At 43.8% G+C, this 18975-nt stretch carries 15 protein-coding genes; 10 read left to right on the top strand and 5 right to left on the bottom strand.

What is annotated here, in order from left to right; all coding sequences use genetic code 11:
- Positions 1-111: 111 nt before the first annotated feature.
- Together HYI04_RS00640 and HYI04_RS00635 are read left to right on the top strand one after the other, a co-directional pair.
- Positions 112-3609 (top strand): PAS domain-containing hybrid sensor histidine kinase/response regulator, encoded by a 3498-nt coding sequence (locus HYI04_RS00640; protein ID WP_178895796.1) that lies wholly within the window; start codon positions 112-114, stop codon positions 3607-3609.
- 402 nt (positions 3610-4011) lie between these two features.
- A complete protein-coding gene (locus HYI04_RS00635; protein ID WP_159152769.1) occupies positions 4012-4779 on the top strand; it encodes a hypothetical protein in 768 nt (255 codons plus the stop codon).
- Between the two features lie 57 nt (positions 4780-4836).
- Here HYI04_RS00635 and HYI04_RS00630 read toward each other — a convergent pair whose 3' ends face one another.
- Complete coding sequence (locus HYI04_RS00630; RefSeq protein WP_004691689.1) at positions 4837-5487, bottom strand: response regulator transcription factor; 651 nt, start codon at positions 5485-5487, stop codon at positions 4837-4839.
- A 377-nt stretch (positions 5488-5864) separates the two neighbouring features.
- Here HYI04_RS00630 and msuE point away from each other — a divergent pair, with 377 nt between their 5' ends.
- From msuE to HYI04_RS00605, 5 genes are all read left to right on the top strand, one after another.
- Positions 5865-6593 carry an FMN reductase gene (msuE, locus tag HYI04_RS00625; RefSeq protein WP_078425075.1) on the top strand — a complete coding sequence of 243 codons (729 nt, stop codon included), beginning with the start codon at positions 5865-5867 and terminating at the stop codon, positions 6591-6593.
- Positions 6594-6619: 26 nt separating this feature from the next.
- Positions 6620-7726, top strand: coding sequence for a dimethylsulfone monooxygenase SfnG (sfnG, locus tag HYI04_RS00620; protein WP_178895759.1), 1107 nt, complete (start codon positions 6620-6622; stop codon positions 7724-7726).
- 127 nt (positions 7727-7853) lie between these two features.
- Entirely contained in the window at positions 7854-8246 is a 393-nt protein-coding gene (locus HYI04_RS00615; RefSeq protein ID WP_159152720.1) for a DoxX-like family protein, read from the top strand.
- A 14-nt stretch (positions 8247-8260) separates the two neighbouring features.
- The gene (locus HYI04_RS00610; RefSeq protein WP_159152721.1) at positions 8261-9094 is read left to right on the top strand and encodes an SDR family oxidoreductase; all 834 of its coding nucleotides are present in this window, start codon (positions 8261-8263) and stop codon (positions 9092-9094) included.
- A gap of 62 nt (positions 9095-9156) precedes the next feature.
- Positions 9157-9771: a riboflavin synthase subunit alpha gene (locus tag HYI04_RS00605; RefSeq protein ID WP_159152722.1), complete on the top strand. Its 615-nt coding sequence runs from the start codon at positions 9157-9159 to the stop codon at positions 9769-9771.
- Between the two features lie 263 nt (positions 9772-10034).
- Here HYI04_RS00605 and HYI04_RS00600 read toward each other — a convergent pair whose 3' ends face one another.
- A complete protein-coding gene (locus HYI04_RS00600) occupies positions 10035-10742 on the bottom strand; it encodes a GntR family transcriptional regulator (protein ID WP_159152723.1) in 708 nt (235 codons plus the stop codon).
- A gap of 23 nt (positions 10743-10765) precedes the next feature.
- Between HYI04_RS00600 and lhgO the strand changes: the two genes are divergently transcribed.
- Together lhgO and HYI04_RS00590 are read left to right on the top strand one after the other, a co-directional pair.
- Positions 10766-11974: an L-2-hydroxyglutarate oxidase gene (lhgO, locus tag HYI04_RS00595; RefSeq protein ID WP_159152724.1), complete on the top strand. Its 1209-nt coding sequence runs from the start codon at positions 10766-10768 to the stop codon at positions 11972-11974.
- Between the two features lie 31 nt (positions 11975-12005).
- Positions 12006-13310 (top strand): MFS transporter, encoded by a 1305-nt coding sequence (locus tag HYI04_RS00590; RefSeq protein WP_159152725.1) that lies wholly within the window; start codon positions 12006-12008, stop codon positions 13308-13310.
- An 81-nt stretch (positions 13311-13391) separates the two neighbouring features.
- Here HYI04_RS00590 and acs read toward each other — a convergent pair whose 3' ends face one another.
- On the bottom strand, positions 13392-15335 hold the full coding sequence (acs, locus tag HYI04_RS00585; RefSeq protein ID WP_159152726.1) for an acetate--CoA ligase: 1944 nt from the start codon (positions 15333-15335) through the stop codon (positions 13392-13394).
- Positions 15336-15787: 452 nt separating this feature from the next.
- Between acs and HYI04_RS00580 the strand changes: the two genes are divergently transcribed.
- On the top strand, positions 15788-16759 hold the full coding sequence (locus HYI04_RS00580; protein WP_087526697.1) for a mechanosensitive ion channel family protein: 972 nt from the start codon (positions 15788-15790) through the stop codon (positions 16757-16759).
- On the opposite strand, the gene HYI04_RS00575 is transcribed toward HYI04_RS00580, so the two are convergent.
- Together HYI04_RS00575 and HYI04_RS00570 are read right to left on the bottom strand one after the other, a co-directional pair.
- A complete protein-coding gene (locus tag HYI04_RS00575) occupies positions 16745-17455 on the bottom strand; it encodes a 16S rRNA (uracil(1498)-N(3))-methyltransferase (RefSeq protein WP_159152727.1) in 711 nt (236 codons plus the stop codon). The genes HYI04_RS00580 and HYI04_RS00575 overlap by 15 nt on opposite strands.
- A 214-nt stretch (positions 17456-17669) precedes the next feature.
- Positions 17670-18950, bottom strand: a complete 1281-nt coding sequence (locus tag HYI04_RS00570) for a 3-deoxy-D-manno-octulosonic acid transferase (RefSeq protein WP_159152728.1) — start codon at positions 18948-18950, stop codon at positions 17670-17672.
- Positions 18951-18975: the final 25 nt, after the last annotated feature.

Genomic DNA, 18975 nt, shown 5'->3' with positions numbered 1-18975 from the left:
CTTCTGTATGGGTTGTAATTTAGACTTTGGTCTGTAAATTTTAAACAAGCTCAGCAGCCTCTATCCCAGATGCGCTATGATGGCCGAGATGAAGGAAAAACTTTAGGTAAAATGAACAGCTGGCTCATTATCGGGGTATTGGCCCTCTATATCGTCTTACTCTTTATCTGCGCCTTTTTTGGTGAGAAACACGCCAGTCGCTTGAGCACGCGTGGGCGCATGCTATTGTTTAGTTTAACTTTAGGGGTCTACTGTTCATCTTGGACCTTTTATGGCGCAACAGGTGCAGCGGTTCGTGAAGGCATTATCTTTCTGCCGATCTACCTTGGCCCACTACTTTTCGTCGCACTGGGCTATGACATTTGGCGTCGTTTAGGCCGCGTCCGTCAGCACCATGCTATTTCATCGATTGCCGATTTTGTTGCTGCACGCTATGGTAAAAGTGGGCCTTTGGCCTCAATGGTGACTATCCTCGCCGTCATTGCGATTATTCCTTACTTAGCCCTGCAGTTACGCGCTATTGCACTCAGTGCTGCGGTGATTTTAGAGCCCACCGCAGGCAGCATCGCTTCAACCACCAATGGTGTACTGTTCCTCACTGGTATCTTGGCCATTTTAGCCATGATTTTCGGGACCAGACAGATTGCCAATACAGAACAACATGGCGGTCTGATGTTGGCGGTTGCCTTCGAGTCTTTTGTCAAACTGTTTGCTTTGCTGTGTGTCGCGCTCTTTTTCGTGTTTGCTGCACCTGAAAACATTCATCAAATCTCTAAGGATGTTGCAGAGACTTTCCATCAAGTACAACTCATTGGTGTGCCCGATACGTTTTGGATTCAAACCTTGTTGGCTGGACTCGCGATCATTTGCTTACCGCGTCAGTTTCACGTTGCTGTGGTCGAATTGCGTGATGAAAAACATATTCGTGGGGCACGGCGCTGGTTCGCAGTCTATTTAGTTTTGACCATCATTGCCATTATTCCGATTGCCAGTTGGGCGCTACATGCAACGCCAGGTTACTTAGCGATCCCCGATGTAGCGGTTTTGTCTTTACCTTTAAGCTATGGCCAAGACTGGTTAACCCTATTGGCCTTTTTAGGTGGCTTCTCTGCCTCTACGGGTATGCTGTTGGTGTCTTCAGTGGCGCTATCGATCATGCTCAGTAATGACTTGATCATGCCTGCCTTATGGCGTACCAATTTACTGTCCCGCCACGATAAACGCTTACCCTTGGTGCTTAAATTTACCCGTCGGGTCTGTATTTTAGCCGTCATGTTATTGGGCTTTTTGTTCTTCCATTTTTTCAATGACATTGACCAACTTTCAGTCTTTGGCTTGTTGGCCTTTAGTGCGGTGGCTCAGTTCTCACCTGCCCTCATAGGTGGTCTGTACTGGCGTGGCGGCAGTAAACAAGGCGTCTATGCAGGTTTATTGGCCGGTTTTGGTATGTGGGCCTACACCTTGTTGTTACCCACTGTACTGCGCAGTTTACCTGCTGAATATTCACACTTTACCGAAAGCTTTCTCAATTTCGGGCCAATGGGCATTAACTGGTTACGCCCTGAAGCCCTGCTCGGTTTTGAATCCTTTGCCGCACTCACTCATGGAGTAGTGTGGGCACTCGGTCTGAATATTATTTTATACATTTGGATTTCCAGAATTTTCCGCCCCAGCGTGGCCGAACAAATTCAAGCAGAAAGCTTTTTCTATTATGAAACTAAGCCACTGCCAACACAGAATACGTCTACAGACATCAACTACATTCATCACGATGTTGCACGTTTAAAAGTTGGTGATTTAATTACCTTAGCCAAACGGATTACAGGCGATGGCGCAACTATGCGCGCTTTCCAACAGTTCTGTGCCCAGAACAATGTGGTGCTGAATGAAAACAGCAATGCCAACGGCATGTGGTGGCGTTTTACCGAACAATATTTGGCAGGCACTATTGGTGCTGCATCGGCACGTACCCTGCTCACCACCGCAATGGTCAACAATGGCCTCGCTTTGGGGCAAGTGGCAAACATTCTAGACCAAGCCTCACAGTGGCAACGTTTTAATCAAAACCTGATCATGACCATGATTGACCACATGACCCAAGGGGTGAGTGTGGTCGATGAAAATATGTGTTTGGTGGCATGGAATAACCAATATTTAAAACTGTTTGATTATCCGAAGGACATTGTCTATGTCGGTTGTCCAATTTCCGATTTGATTCGGTATAACGCAGAGCGCGGCGAATGTGGCCCGGGTTCGGTCGAAGAACATGTACGGAAACGGATGCACTGGATGCAAGTCGGTAGCGCACACGAGTTTGAACGCATTCGTAAAGATGGTCGTGTCATTCAAATGCGTGGCAATCCAATTGAAGGCGGCGGCTTTGTCACCACCTTCGCCGACATTACCGCCTTCCGTGAAAATGAAGCCATGCTGGAGGCGCGTGTCCAAGACCGAACTCAACAGTTAGCAGATGCATTGACTGAACAACAACTGGCACGTGAACAAGCCGATAAAGCCAATATGTCGAAAAGCCGCTTTATTGCCGCGGCCAGTCATGACTTATTGCAACCGATGCATGCTGCGCGTCTGTTCAGTACAGCTTTAGAACAAAGCGTACAAAGTGAAGAAGACCGTAAAACCTTACAACAGCTTGATCGTGCCTTACACGGTGCAGAAAGTATGTTGTCTGCCCTGTTGGATATTGCCCGTCTTGAAGGTGGCACCATTCAACCCAACCGTCAGGCTTATCCGCTGCATGATTTACTCAGTGACCTCGAATTGCAGTTTAAATCCATTGCAGCACAGCGCGGTATTCGTTTCAGCGTACATGATGCTCAGTTCTGGATAGATACCGACCCACAATGGATTCGCCGTATTATTCAGAACTTTGTCAGTAATGCCCTACGCTACACTGCCAAAGGCAAAGTGGTGGTGGGCGTACTCCGCTCCACGGACAAACCACGCCATATTCGAATTGGAGTTTGGGATACAGGACCCGGGATTGCAGAAGAACAACGAATCAAACTATTCCAAGAGTTTGAGCGCTGCGGTCATACCTCACCATGGGGTGAGCAAGGGCTTGGCTTGGGCTTGGCCATCGTACAGCGGATGACCAGCCTGCTCGACTACCCAGTACATGTCTATTCAGAGTATGGCAAAGGTTCATGCTTTATGATTGAAGTACCAATCATTGACCCACCAAAAGTCGTAGCAGCGCCTGTACAAGCAGTTCCACTCAAAACCAAAGCCTATAAGATTTTGTGCTTGGACAATGATGAAACCATTTTAGAAGGGATGTCGACTTTACTCACCAAATGGGGTTATCAAGTGTTTAAAGCAACTGAACCTGAACAGGCTTTTGAGATGATTCAGCAAGAAAGCATTCAGGTCTGGTTGGTCGATCAGCACTTAAATCATGACAAAATTGGTTTGGACTTTATTTTGGCCAATCGTCAAGAAAATGTCCCGGTCGCTTTGATTACCGCAGACTCAGATCCTGAACTGCCACAACGGGTCAAAGATATGAATATCGTGCTTTTGAAAAAACCATTAAAACCTGCTTCTTTACGAGCATGGTTATCGGGTTTAAAAATTTCAAATCCTGAATAAATTCACTACATTTACTCACAAAACTCAAGTCATATGACTTGGGTTTTGTCTTTTTTAGGCTCTGTATACATGGCAAACTGACTAAAATTTTAAAGATTTCTACAAAAGTGCTCATTTTCAGCACGTTGAAGCCCAACAATATTGGCTAAAAATTACACACCTACTTTTACTATGGCAAAATACACCAATTACATTAGTGAACACTTGTATACTTAGTTACAATTTCTCAAGCACCTGTTTTATCTAAACTAAATATGCATAAAAACATAAACTACGACTTTAGTCTTATTCATCTCCATAGGGGATTGGCAGATAACTAGGACTAAGAAAAGATCAGTTTTTCTACCTATATACCCCTTCCTTCGCTGAAGAAACTGATCATCCTTCTCTTGGAGTTTTATGATGAACATTTCTAAAGCAATGCCACATGGCTCAGATCAGTCGCAACAATTTCTGCGCCAGTATAGTGCCAATGCCTTTTTACCCAGTATCGACTGGGTTGAACTCTTTAAACAAAGTAAACTCAGCGAGACTCATGTTCAGGCCTTAGATACGCTGTATCACACCGCTATTCCCCTCGCATTACAAGTGTTTGAACAACTCGACTTTGATGTGTTTCGCCCCGCGGCTTACCAACCGCAAGGTTTAGGTCTATTTGAAAAACTTCAGCAACAAGAAGACCCGTTCTTGCTGGCATTGGAAGCCGAATCCAGCGGACTCAGTGCAGATGTGCGCCATCAAATGTGGAGCATGCTCCTTCGCGGCGGTGCAGTTTTGGTGTTTAAAGCATGGCTCGGTAAAGTCAAAACCGATCAGGATCAACTCGACACCACCCAGTTTGACCAATTGTCGGATCTGCTCTTTATTAAAACACCACCGCAAGTCTTGGCGGATCGATTAAGTATTGATGCGCAAGGAACACAAGACCATATTTTCCTCATGTATGACAACGAAATCTACTTAGACCGTTTCAATAGCTTAGAAACGGCGGCTTTATTTGTCGATCTTGGCGTGTATGATGCGGCCTTTTTAAGTCTGCGCGATGACCGTGTTGCGGCTTATTTGAAACAACAGGGCTATGTCTCTGAAGAGCAAATTGATGATCTGCAATGTGCTTTAAATCCTTTATTTTGTACTGATGTCACCAGCAAACAAAACTGCTTGGCTTAAACTTAAGACCAAAAAAAGCGCTGATGATTCAGCGCTTTTTTAATTCAATAGATCAGCTTACATGCGTTTTTCTTCAATATTTAAAGCATTGATCGCAAGGACCGCTTGAGTTCGGTTTTGTACCCCGAGCTTACGGAAAATCGCAGTCACGTGCGCTTTAATTGTCGCTTCTGAAACATCAAGTTCATAAGCAATCTGCTTATTCAGCAAACCTTCTGCCACCATCATCAAAACACGGAACTGCTGCGGCGTTAAGGATTGAATCCGCTCAGCCAGTGCAGTTTCATCGGCAGCACGTGGGTCAAAGTTCATGTTAGCAGGTAAATTTGGCGGCAACCAAATTTCACCATCTAAGACTTCGCGAATTGCTTCGCCAATATGACTTGGATGTGCCGACTTTGGAATATACCCCATCGCACCATGCGCAATTGAACGCTGAATGATCGACGTCTCTTCATGCGCTGAAACGACAATAATCGGTAATGATGGATACTGGGCACGAACATGTACCAATGCAGAAAAACCCGAAGCACCTGGTAAGTTTAAGTCCAATAGCACCAAATCAGGTTCAGGACCTTTTTCAAGGCGTTCATAAAACTCGTTTACTGCGGCTGTTTCATGAATTTGAGCTTGCGGTAAGCTATAACGAACAGCTTGGATTAACGCATGGCGAAACAGCGGATGGTCATCAACGATTAATATATTCATAAGCAACGAGAGATTTCGAGTGCACTAGTCTTGACTATTCTAACCATACAAGTGCCGATAAGGATATGCAAAGTCTAACTTTTTTTCACTTTATCACGCTTTAGGCAGGAAAATAGCCTCAATTCCAAGTCGATATTGAAATATAAATAACTAATCACATTTTGATATAAAATTTATCAGCACATTGAAAAAGGTTATTTAATTTAAATATATATAAAAAATACAACCATTTAATAAAAATTTAGATAGTCTTTTTCGGCATCAACAGATATATCTGAAAATTAGATAACTTAACGCTATTTCTTTATTTTACAGACCAAATGCAGATATTAGATAAATAAGCCCATTCCGAGATACAACACTTTAGGGCTGTCCTTATGTCTACTTTACTGCAAAAACCACTCAATATTGTCGCTGTGTCAGGCGGTTTAAATACCCCGTCTAAAACTGAGGCGCTAGTACAAGAAATATTAAATGAACTGGGCGATGCAACCCCAATCCATGTACATTTTATTAAATTCAGCGAAATTGGCCATCTGCTCGGTGGTGCGATTTACCGCAATCAACTGCCACAACGTGTGCAAGATGACTTAGCCGCAGTCGAAGCTGCCGATGCGTTGATTGTTGGAACACCAGTTTACCGTGCTTCATTTACTGGTTTGTTTAAACACTTTTTCGACTTTGTTGAGCAAACGGCGCTGGTCGATGTACCGGTACTGCTTGCAGCCTCAGGCGGCAGTGAGCGTCATGCGTTGGTACTGGAGCATCAACTCCGCCCATTATTTAGTTTCTTCCAAGCGCAAACTTTACCTATTGGTGTCTATGCCACAGACAAAGACTTTACACCCGCGTATACCATCCACAGTGAATTATTACGAGATCGCATCACCCTTGCTGTGGCCCGTGCTTTACCCATTCTAGAATGGGCACCTGCCAAAGGTCAGCGTGCAGAAGTAGTGAAAGAAAAGACCCAACTTGCAAATCAAAACTTGGGTATCAACACACAAATCGAACAAGACGATGTGCTGCCTTCAGCCGCAGTTCCGAATTTAGATGCAGCCGAGTCTCGCTTGCATCAGAAAAAAGCCAAACCACAGGTCGCTTAACGCAAAAGCATTGAGAGGGTTTTCACATGTCACAACAGAATAAAAATATTACGTTTGCTTATTGGGTTCCCAATGTCAGCGGTGGCTTAGTGGTAAGTAATATTGAGCAACGTACGGATTGGAGTTATGACTATAACGTCCGTTTAGCGAAGGCTGCAGAAAAAAGTGGCTTTGATTATGCTCTGACTCAGATTCGTTTTACTGCGGGTTATAACGCAGAAAACCAACATGAGTCGGTCAGCTTTAGTCACGGTATTTTAGCCAAAACTAGCAAACTCAAAGTCATTGCCGCTATTTTACCTGGCCCGTGGAAACCCGTGCTTGCCGCAAAACAGCTTGCAACCATCGACCACTTAACCCAAGGACGTATTGCGATTAATGTGGTTAGTGGTTGGTTTCGCAGCGAATTTGATGCCATTGGTGAAGCATGGCCTGAACATGACCAACGCTATGCCCGCTCGGAAGAATTTATTCGTGCACTAAAAGGCGTTTGGACCCAAGACAACTATAGCTTCAATGGAAAATACTACCAGTTCAAAGACTACACCTTGTCACCCAAACCTGTGCAAAAGCCGCATATTGAAATTTTCCAAGGCGGCAGTTCACGCGCTGCACGGGATATGGCATCGCGGGTTTCAGACTGGTATTTCACCAACGGCAATACCCCTGAGGAGCTCAAAAAACAGATTGATGATATTCGTGCAAAAGCCCAACAAAATGGTCATCAGGTCAAAATTGGGGTCAATGCTTTCATCATTGCCCGAGATACCGAGGAAGAAGCGAAAACGGTTCTGCAAGAAATTATTGATAAAGCCAATATTCAAGCGGTACATGCCTTTGGTGAGGCTACCCGTGAAGCGGGAGCATCAACACTTGAAGGTGAAGGCAACTGGGCCAAATCGACCTTTGAAGATTTGGTTCAATATAATGATGGCTTTAAAACCAATTTGATTGGTACACCACGCCAAATTGCCGAACGTATTGTGGAATTAAAAGCCGTTGGTGTGGATTTAATCCTTTCAGGTTTTTTACATTTTATCGAAGAGGTTGAATACTTCGGTGCCAAAGTGTTGCCATTGGTTCGTGAGTTGGAAGCTCAGCAGCAATCCGTTGAGACTGCCAAATCTGCTTAGCTCGGTAAGCAGCAGACACGAACTAAAAAATAATAATCATAGGTGACTCTATTCTTCCCTCAAGGCTCGGCTTGAGGGTTTTTTTATTGGTGTATAATCCACACAAAGTAAAAAATAACCACTTGATATGAACAACAGCCAACCTTCCAAATTCATTAATCTCTCTTTGGCCTTTTTATGGGGCTATCAAGGTCTAATTCCTAAAATCCTTTTTATCAATCCCGATGAGATTGCCATTTGGCAAACTTTTGGGCTTTCCTACACACAGGCCCAACTGGCAGGTCAGGGCTCAGGTGTGCTTGAGTGTGTTTTTGCTTTATTGTTCCTCTTTAATTCAAGTAAATATTTGCATTACCTCAGTATCTTTAGCTTGGTGTTTTTATTCGCACTGGTCGCTTTTCTAATACCAGGCAGTCTCATTCGTGCTTTTAATCCTGTGGTCATGAACCTTGCAATGATCAGTCTATCCATTTGTTATTGCATGCTTCACAGACAAAAAGCGACGTCCTTTAGTTCATAAAGTAAAGGATCCATATGAATTCAAAATCAGGTTGCATCGTCATTACAGGCAGTTCTAAAGGTATCGGCTTGGGTTTAGCTCAAGCCTTCTTGGAACAACAACAAGCTGTCGTGATTTCTGGGCGAAACAGCACAGATTTGCACAGCGCCCTGCAACAGCTACAGCATCGCTTTCCTGCTGCGCTGATTCATGCCGTCACTTGTGATGTCACGCAGATCCATGAAGTACAAACACTTTGGGATGAAGCCATTCAACACTTTGGTGCTGTTCAGATTTGGATTAATAATGCAGGCAGTTGTACAGCGACACTAGACTTTAAAGATCTCGCAGCAGCAGACATACAGACTGTGGTTCAAACCAATATTCTAGGCAGTATGTTCGGCTCACAAGTAGCCTTAAACGGCATGCTGGCACAAGGCTATGGTCAAATTTTCAATATGGAAGGTTGGGGTACTCGGGGTGAATGGAGTGCAGGCATGACTACCTATGCCACCACCAAACGTGCCGTAGGTTACTTTAGTCAAGCACTGTTTAAAGAAACCAAACAGACCAACATTCAAGTCGGTACGCTCAGTCCCGGAATGGTGGCAACCGACCTACTGGTATCCTCTTGGCAAAATGGCAATGTTCAGCACTGGAACAAAATGAAACGGCTTTTTTTGTTTATTATCGATCCTCCCGAAGTGGTCTGTCGCTATTTGGCTCAACGTATTTTAGAGAATAAACATCGCCATACTCGCATCGTATGGATGACGCCCTTACGTCTGTTACTCCGATTTTTGCAACCCTATTATTGGCGTCGAAACCCAATCAAAGATACAGCTTTAGCACATCTCAACTCAAAATAATGCCACATCAAGGTGTAGATCATTTACATTAAACATAAACCCCAAATGAAGGAAGGCTTCTAATGTACACAGGTATCGTACAAGGCTTAGAAAAAATTCTAGATGTCCGTCAAGGCGACGGTTTTAGCACCCTTGTGGTTTCAAATACACACAACTTTTTTCACGATGTCTTTATCGGTGCAAGTGTAGCCATCAATGGTACCTGCTTAACTGCAACACACATCGATCTGACCGCCAATCAAGTCCATTTTGATGTTTCGGATTTGACTCGACGCCTGACCACTTTAGGCACTTTACAGGCAGGTGATGAGGTGAATATCGAACGTTCAGCCAAAGTCGGGATGGAAAATGGGGGACACAACTTGTATGGACATATCGAAGGAACGGCTACAGTAAAGCAGCTGAGCCGTCACGGCGAGACTCTGCATGTGGATCTTCACATTCCCGAGGGCAATATTAAATACTTTTTCTTAAAAGGTTTTATTGGTCTGAATGGTTGTAGCCTCACCGTCAACCGTGTTGATCGTAACAGCCATGAAATTTCAGTTGATTTGATTCCTGAAACTTTGCGTCTGACCACGTGGCCATCGGTACAAGTCGGCGATGCCGTCAATTATGAAATTGATCAGATGACACGGACGATGGTGGATACCTTAGAAAGCATCCATCAGCGATAAGCTAGATTTATTTTTGACATTATTGCTGTACAAAAACGCCTGACTCAGGCGTTTTTGCGTATTTTAAAAAATATTAATTATCAATCAGCTTACCAATGCACATGCGCCCTTTCGATCCTCCTCAGTTCAAATCTCTAAGGGTTGAGCCTCATATTTCACATCAATAATCGCTGCCAAAAACCACGACTAAAGTCGTATAAAATTTCCGCACAGGAATGATTGTTCAAAATTTACATGTTGCATGCAACATGCTACCATCAGTTTTAGATCCAGTTGAGATAGTCATTGGTACTGTAATCTGACCAGTTTTCACGTTTTTCCGATTCTTGGTTTATCAGTAGCGTTGCGGTATTTATTATGTGATCTTTCATCAAGTTAGCGGCTTGTTGAGCATCTCCACTCACAAATGCATGATGTAACTTTAAATGGTCATCAAAGGTCTGCATACAATTTCGCGAATGCGGAATGGTTGCAGAACCCGCGATTAACACTTGGTTACGGGTATTGCTAATAATATCAATCGCTTTCTGATTGCCCACGATTTGTAACAACGCTAAATGATAATCCCGGTCAGCTTTTAAAGTCCCTGTAATGTCATTTGAGGCCGCCTTCAGTTTGAACTCCTCAAAAATAGCATTCAAATGTTCAATATCTTGCTCTGTTCTGACCTTAGTTGCACGGTAGACCAGAGGAACCTCCAGCATCAATCGGATTTGAAAGGATTCAATCATTGTGGTGAATGTTGTCGGAATAATACGTATCCCTTTATTTTTCTCAATTTTCACAATACCAATCTTTTCAAGCATTTGTGCTGCTTCACGCACAGGTGTGCGTGAAATGCCGCCAAGCATCTGACCCAATTCTGTTGCTGAGTACAAGACATTGAACTGTAAGTGATTATTGATAATTGCATCCTGCAAAATTTCAAAAGCTTCTTCAGTTAATGTTTTTGGTTTTTGGATCAGTTTCATGAGGTTTTACAAAGGGAATCAATATGCTGAATAAACATTATGCCATCATCGGGGGGGGAATCAATGGATTGGCTGTTGCCCGCCAACTTCTGTTGGACTATCCAGATGCCCGTGTCACGGTATTTGAAAAAGAAACTGATGTTGCCATGCATCAATCTAGCCATAATTCAGGTGTAGTACATGCTGGGCTATATTATGAACCAGGGGGCTTAAAAGCCCGCTTATGCCGTCGTGGTGCGACACTGGTTCAACAATACTGTACTGAAAACCAAATTCCCTATGATGAATGTGGCAAAGTCGTGGTTGCACTCTCTAAAGATGAAGAAGGTCGTCTCGACGCAATCTACAAAAAAGCAATGGCCAACCAAGTTCCTGATGTCCGTATTCTTCAAGCTGGCGAAATTCAAGACGTGGAACCGAATTGTATTGGGACCAAAGCCCTCTATTCCCCACGTACCGCAATTGTCAGCTATGGTGCAATTGCGAAAAAAATTGCAGAAGAAATTAAACAGAAAAATGGCACATTGGTATTGGGTCGAAAAGTCATTAATTTGACGGAAAAAAATAATAAAGTCAGTGTACATTTTGACGATCATGAGGTCTATCCAACTCAGTTTGACTACGTCGTAACCTGTGCAGGTTTACAGTCTGACCGACTTGCGAGCAATTCAGGCGATATTGCCACGCCAAAAATTGTCCCATTCTTTGGTCAATACTATGTGATTGATGAACAATTCAAAAATCATGTCAAAGGTCTGATTTATCCTGTACCCGATCCTAAATATCCATTTTTAGGGGTACATTTCACCAAACGAATTGATGGTCAGATGACCATTGGACCAAATGCGTTTATTTCGTTTGGCCGTGAAAACTATACCGGTAATAAATTTAACCTCACCGATATTTACGACTTCCTCACTTACAAAGGTTTTTGGAAATTCTCCTCTAAAAACATGCCCGCAGCGGTACGAGAGCTGAGAACGGTGCTCAGCCAAACCAATTTTGTCGCAGAAGCAGCCAAATATGTGCCATCTCTTGCTGACGTCTCTGTTGAACCTGCAACACGTGGCATTCGAGCTCAAGCTATGGAAGCTGATGGCTCATTGGTCGATGACTTTGTCATTCGCAAACAAGGCAATATCACCCATATTCGTAATGCCCCGTCTCCGGGCGCGACCTCATCTTTAGCGATTGCCGAATATATTGTGCGCGAAGTCATGTCTCACCACTAATAAAAAACTGACTCTCATAAAGGAATATCAAATGAGCAATACTCATGAAACAGAATTAGAAAAAAAGAAGCGACTCAAAAAAGTAGCAACCGCAACCATTGTCGGCTCCATGTTAGAGTGGTATGACTTCTATCTGTATGCCACCATGGCCTCGATTGTCTTTGCTAAAGTGTTTTTTGACACTTCAGACCCAGGTAGTGCCAGTCTGAAAGCCTTTGCGACTTTCGCGATTGGCTTTATCGCACGCCCTCTAGGGGGGCTGTTCTTTGGCTATTTTGGCGATAAATATGGGCGCAAGAAGATGCTGTTTGTCACCTTCTTATTGATGGGACTGTGCACTACAGCTATTGGCCTTATTCCAACCTATGAATCTATCGGTATCTGGGCAGCAGTGTTGTTGGTGACCTTCCGTATTATTCAGGGCCTCGGTGCAGGGGCTGAATTTGCGGGTGCTGCAATTACCTCGTATGAACATGCCTCTGAAGATAAACGCGGTAGTCAAGGTGCATGGCCTGCTCTGGGTCTAAACTTAGGTCTCCTGCTCTCTTCACTTACAGTCTTTTTATTAACCTTAAATGGTGATGAGTTCTTAATTAATGGTGGCTGGCGTATTCCATTTATTCTCAGTTTTGTGCTGGTGATTATTGGTTTATGGGTACGTAAGAGTTTGCCTGAAACGCCTGATTATTCTGAAGCACACGTCGAAAAATCGACTGAAAACCCATTTAAACAGATCTTAAAAACCAATATGAAAGGTCTAAGCGTGGTCTTTCTGATTGCAATTGGCTATAACGCCTTGAGCTATATCTTTAAAACCTTTTCTTTGGCTTATTTAACTCAATTCCAAGGCGTTACGGCACATGTCACTTCATTATCCGTGACCATTGCAAGTTTGGTTGCCATCTTCACTGTACCATTCTTCGGTTGGTTGTGTGACAAATGGAACAGTAGAAATGTTCTGATCTTGGGTGGTTTTCTATCAATCCTGTTTGCCTATCCCTTTATGAAATTACTGGAAACAGGTGACAACACTTCAATCTACATCGCTTTAGCAATTGGAACAGGTATTCTTGCTCCAATGATGTTTGCACCACAGGGATCTTTCCTCAGTCGTCAGTTTGCCGTGGAAAACCGTTCTACTGGTGTAAGTACAGGCCGCGAAATTGGAACAGCAATTGCAGGGGGCTTAGCACCTTTAGGTGCCTTGTCATTGGTAGCCGCTTCACCAACCCATTCCACGACAGGCGTGATTCTAATTTTAGCGCTAGCAGGTTTATTTGTGGTCGTAACTGCTTTTTGCGATCAAGGCTATAAATTCTCCAAACATAAAAACTAAATACTTGAATAGCTGTTCGTCTACAAAGACAAAACCCATGTCTGAAATTTAAGACATGGGCTTTTTGGATTCAGCCAACATTTATCCGTTTGGATATACTTCTTTAATCAACACTTCGACCACTTGCGGTTCAGCCAGCGTCGATGTATCGCCCAAACTATCTAACTCGTTCGCCGCAATTTTTCTTAAAATACGGCGCATGATTTTGCCTGAACGTGTTTTAGGTAAAGACGGTGCCCAATGTAAGGCATCTGGTGTTGCCACAGGACCCAACACCTTTCTTACCCACTGAATCAGCTCTGCACGGAGCTCTTCCGTTTGCGCTGTGCCTGCTTGTAAAGTGACAAAAGAACAAATTCCCTGCCCTTTGATCTCATGTGGCATTCCTACTACGGCAGCCTCAGCAACCGCCTCATGTGCCACCAAAGCACTTTCCACTTCAGCCGTGCCTAAACGGTGCCCTGACACATTCAGTACATCATCCACCCGTCCTGTAATCCAGTAGTAACCATCTTTATCACGGCGTGCGCCATCGCCCGTGAAATACGTTCCCGGATAAGTTGCAAAATACGCTTCGATAAACCGCTTAGGATCCCCCCAAATGGTTCGCATTTGCCCCGGCCATGAATCCTTAATCACCAGATTGCCTTCAGCTTCTCCTTCTAACTCTTTGCCTTCAGCATCAACCAAAGCTGGTTGAATCCCAAATAAAGGACGCGTTGCAGACCCTGGTTTAAGTGGTGTCGCACCCGGAAGTGGAGAAATTAAAATCCCGCCTGTTTCAGTTTGCCACCAAGTATCCACCACTGGGCAACGGCTTTCCCCCACCACTGTGTAGTACCAATTCCATGCTTCAGGGTTGATCGGCTCTCCGACGGAACCAATTAAACGCAAACTGCTACGATCACTCTCACGGACAAAGGCATCCCCTTCACGCATCATGGCGCGGATCGCTGTCGGTGCCGTGTATAAAATCGTCACATTGTGTTTGTCGACAATATGCCCTGTACGTGCCCAACTTGGATACTGTGGGATTCCTTCAAACATCACCGTTGTGGTTCCATTCGACAAGGGGCCATACAGCACATAAGAGTGCCCTGTAATCCAGCCCACATCGGCGGTACACCAAAAAACATCATCTTGTTTTAAGTCGAACACTTCACGGAAGGTACTATTCACATAAGTTAAATAACCGCCTGTGGTATGCAGCACCCCTTTGGGCTTACCCGTTGAACCTGAGGTATATAAAATAAATAGGGGATCTTCGGCATTCATCGGTTCAGGTGGACAAATCTCGTTGACGGTCATGATCTCCATGTGATACCACAAATCACGCTCTTCTTTCAGCGTGATTGGATTGCCTGTACGGTGCACCACAATCACGTTCTGTACTGAGTCTGTCCCGGGTAGATTCAATGCTGCGTCTACATTTTCTTTCAGCGGAATCGGTTTCCCACCGCGCATTCCAGAGTCTGCGGTAATCACAATTTTGGCTTGACTGTCATCAATTCGGCTCGCCAATGAATCAGGCGAGAAACCACCAAACACCACACAATGCACGGCACCGATTCGGGCACAGGCCAACATCGAAATGGCTGCTTCTGAAATCATTGGCATATACAGCACCACACGATCACCCTTCACCACCCCATGCTTTTTCAGGACATTGGCAAAACGACACACTTCATCATACAGTTCAGCAAAGGAAATTATTTTATGGCGCGAGGGATGGTCGCCTTCCCAAATAATGGCAGGTTTATACGGATGCTCTTTTAAATGTCGATCAAGACAGTTGGCGCTTAAGTTCAGTTGACCATCTGCAAACCATTCAATTTTAAAATTGTCTTTATCATAATTGGTGTTTTTAACTTGGCTAAAAGGCTTGATCCAATCTAGCTTCAACGCTTGTTCAGCCCAATACTCGTCAGGTTGTTCTATCGATTTTTGATAGCGTTCAAAATATTCTTGTTCATTGGTGCGCGCAGTTTTTTCAAATTCAGCAGGTACAGGATAGACTTCTTTCATATCATACTTCCTTATATTCTGACTCACATCGCGAGAGTTCATGCCACAGTTATTGGTTTATTATTGGACTGCATAACCACAGTATGACGATTGTTTTTTAAACAGATCAACACGGCTTTGGTCGTATATTATTTCTACAATTTAAAACACATTTCATAGTGATCTTTCAATGAGATCCTGTGTTTAATCCGTAACATGAACAACGTCGAACTACGTAAAGTCGTTCCAGCTAGGCTTTTTAAGAATATTGTTACACTTCAGGCTGTGCTATTTCATACATAGGAGCATGGCTCAGCACCTTGATTCAAAAAATCAAGCATTTAAAAAACAGACAGATAGATTTTTATCCGTTTATCAATCACCCAGAATGCGATAATTTCATACGCTTTTCTCTATTAAATACACACAATTTTCAGGCAAAATATGCCAAATTTTCAGCGATTGGAGCACCAGTGTCAGAACAAACCAATACCTTGAGCGAGGTTGCTCAAGGTACGTCAGAGATGCTACATGACGCGACAGCGAAAACCACGCAAAGTGTAATTGCACATACGGCAAAATATAATGACGCCTATTCCACCATCGACAAATTTGTCGATAGTTTTTGGGAGCGTATGCCTTATTTTTGTATTGCGCTGATTACCTTCGTCATTTTTTATTTGCTCTCCAAGCTGTTTAAACTTTTTGTTCGTAAAGCACTGTCTGATCGTTCTTATACCAAGCAAAACCTTGTCCTTGTCCTGAACCGTGTCGGCAGTTCGGCCATCGTCTTTATTGGCTTCCTGATTGCCATGGTGATTGCGATTCCGGGTTTCACCCCTGGTCAGCTGATGAGTGCTTTGGGGATTGGCTCGGTTGCGATTGGTTTTGCATTTAAAGACATCTTCCAAAACCTACTTTCAGGAATCCTGATTTTACTGGGTGAACCGTTTAAGATTGGCGACGACATCATTGTCTCGGGTATGGAAGGTAACGTTGAAGATATTCAAATTCGTGCCACTTACCTACGTGCGCCAGATGGTCGTCGTATCGTGATTCCAAATGCAACTGTGTATACCAGTGCAGTCACCGTTAACACCGCCTATCCACGTCGTCGCTGTGAATTCTTGGTCGGTATTGGTTATGAAGATGACATCAAAAAAGCCAAAGATATTATTTTAGGTATTTTAGACCGAGATACGACCATTTTAAGTCAACCAGGTTTTAGCGTGAACGTCGCTGCACTTGCAGATTTTTCAGTGAACCTCAAAGTCCAATGGTGGGTCAACACCACAGAAACCACGGTATCTGGCTCAATCAGTTCAGTACAAGAATATGTGGTTCAGGCCTTTGCTGAGCAAGGGATTTCTATTCCTTACCCAGTTCAAGAAGTTCGCGTCGCAAAAAATGACAGCTACCCGACAGAAGCCTCAACCGCTAAATAAGCGTCCTAAAACATAAGGGATCACGGTTTCAGTCCGAATAATACGGTTGCCTAAGCTCATCGCTTGGCAGCCGTTTTTTACAAGTAGGTCAACTTCGTAAGGGATAAATCCACCTTCCGGTCCGATCACAACCGTACACGGATGCTGAATCGCAAAAGGCATTTTGGCATCGCTATAAGGATGTGCCACATAAGCAGGACAATCGGCTGAAATTAAGCTTGGCAATTGATCTTCAACAAAAGGCTTAAAGCGTTTATAAATTTCAATTTTGGGCGCAACCGTATCACCTGCCTGCTCTAGCCCCAAAGTCACATATTGATCCAACTGTTGTAAGAACGGGGTTTGCCAATAACTTTTATCAACCCGATAGCTGTGCAGCAAAATGATTTTTTCAACCCCTAAAGTCACCGCATCCATAATCAAACGACGCAGAACTTTAGGGCGTGGCATCGCGACAATTAAAGTCACTGGCAGTTTGGCTGGTACAGGTTCTTCATATAAGGGTTTTATACGTACAGCTGTTTCAGAAACATCAACCACTTGCGTAAGATGACGCTTTCCGTTTTGTATCCCTACTTTTAACGTATCACCGGCTTTCAACTCTAAATGATGATGCAAATGTTCAAGCTGACGCTTAGCGCTAATGGACCAGAGTTCAGATTCAGTTTGGCGCGGGTCTAACAGAACGATATTCATAATAAATAGAAAAAATCCAAACAGTGAAGGCCTCATCAGCACATGTCATCGTGAAAGGCGACAAGGATGCCGCCCGCTGTGCTGAGGTACAGGATGTACCTTTAGCACAGCAAAAGATTTTCGTTACTTTTCATCTTTGAAAAGTAAGAACCACCTACGCAAAGCCATCCATAAAATCTACAGTATTTGTAGTAATGACAAACTCACTCAAGTTTTATAAATAAGCATCAATCACTTGAATATGCTTTTTCAAAGAGCCCGTATTTAACTGCATAATCTTTTGTGCAGATTGATTCAGTGTATTGGCCTGCTCAGTATCCTCTAACAGTGTCATCAACACCACGGCAGCTTGTTCAGCATCCTCAACAACTTTCACTGCATCGGCTTGTACAAATTCATCGACAATGGTTTGGAAATTAAAATAGTTTTTGCCCAAAACCGTCGGCACATGTAACGCAATTGGCTCTAAAATATTATGTCCGCCACCCGGTTCATTTAGTGATCCCCCGACAAAACAAGCATCAGATAAGGCATACCATAACCACATCTCCCCCATCGAATCGGCTAAATAGACTTGGGTGTCCGCCTGTATGCTTTGTCCCGTACTCCTGCGAGTGGTATTTAAATTTAGACTCTGTACAGCAGCAAAGACCTCATCAAAACGTTCTGGATGACGCGGTACAACAATACACAACAGTTCAGACTGTGCATCCAAATACGGCTTAAGCGCGCTTAACAGTTTTTGTTCTTCGGGTGCATGAGTACTGGCAATAGTGATGATCTTACGCCCAGCGAGTGACCATTCTTGCTTGAGCTGAGCTGCATGTTTGACAACCGATTCTGGCGCATGAATATCAAACTTAATACTGCCCACGACCTGTGTTACCGATGGCGCTGCACCAAGCTGAATAAAGCGCTCTGCAGTTGCCCGATCTTGTGCCAAAAGCTGATCTAGCCCCTGTAACATCGGCTGCGTCAGGCTAGATACTTTGGCATAGCCTTTGGCTGATTTTTCAGAGAGGCGCGCATTAATCAAGATACATGGCACCTGACTCTGCCCTGCTTGGGCAATTAAATTTGGCCAGAGTTCCGTTTCAACCAAAGCCAAGAGTTTGGGCTGATACAATGCAAAAAACTGACGAACTAAAGGCTTTTGATCTGCAGGTAAATATACAGCTTGGAACAGGTCTAAATAAGGTACTTTTAAAAATAGGGATTTGGCACGCGCCTGCCCAGTTTTAGTGGTATTGGTCACCAAGACTGGATGACCGGCTTTTAAATAATGCTCGATTAGAGGCTGCGCTGCGTTGGTTTCACCCACCGACACGACATGGAACCAAATCGCTTGGCGATTTTTAACCGGTTGAAACGGCCCGAAACGTTCGAGACATTCTTGTTGAAATTGTTCTGTAGTCTCTGCACGTTTTTTTATTTTAGACTTATACAGCGGTTTGATCAGCGCAAGTGCTGCGTTATACCAAAAAGGAGTAGCCAAATACGTGCTCCAAAAATCAATGCAA

The organism is Acinetobacter sp. SwsAc2 (assembly GCF_013391465.1).
GTDB classification, from domain to species: Bacteria; Pseudomonadota; Gammaproteobacteria; order Pseudomonadales; family Moraxellaceae; genus Acinetobacter; species Acinetobacter johnsonii.
Note: the sequence above shows the minus strand (reverse complement) of the source record. Positions and strands in the feature narration are given on the sequence as shown.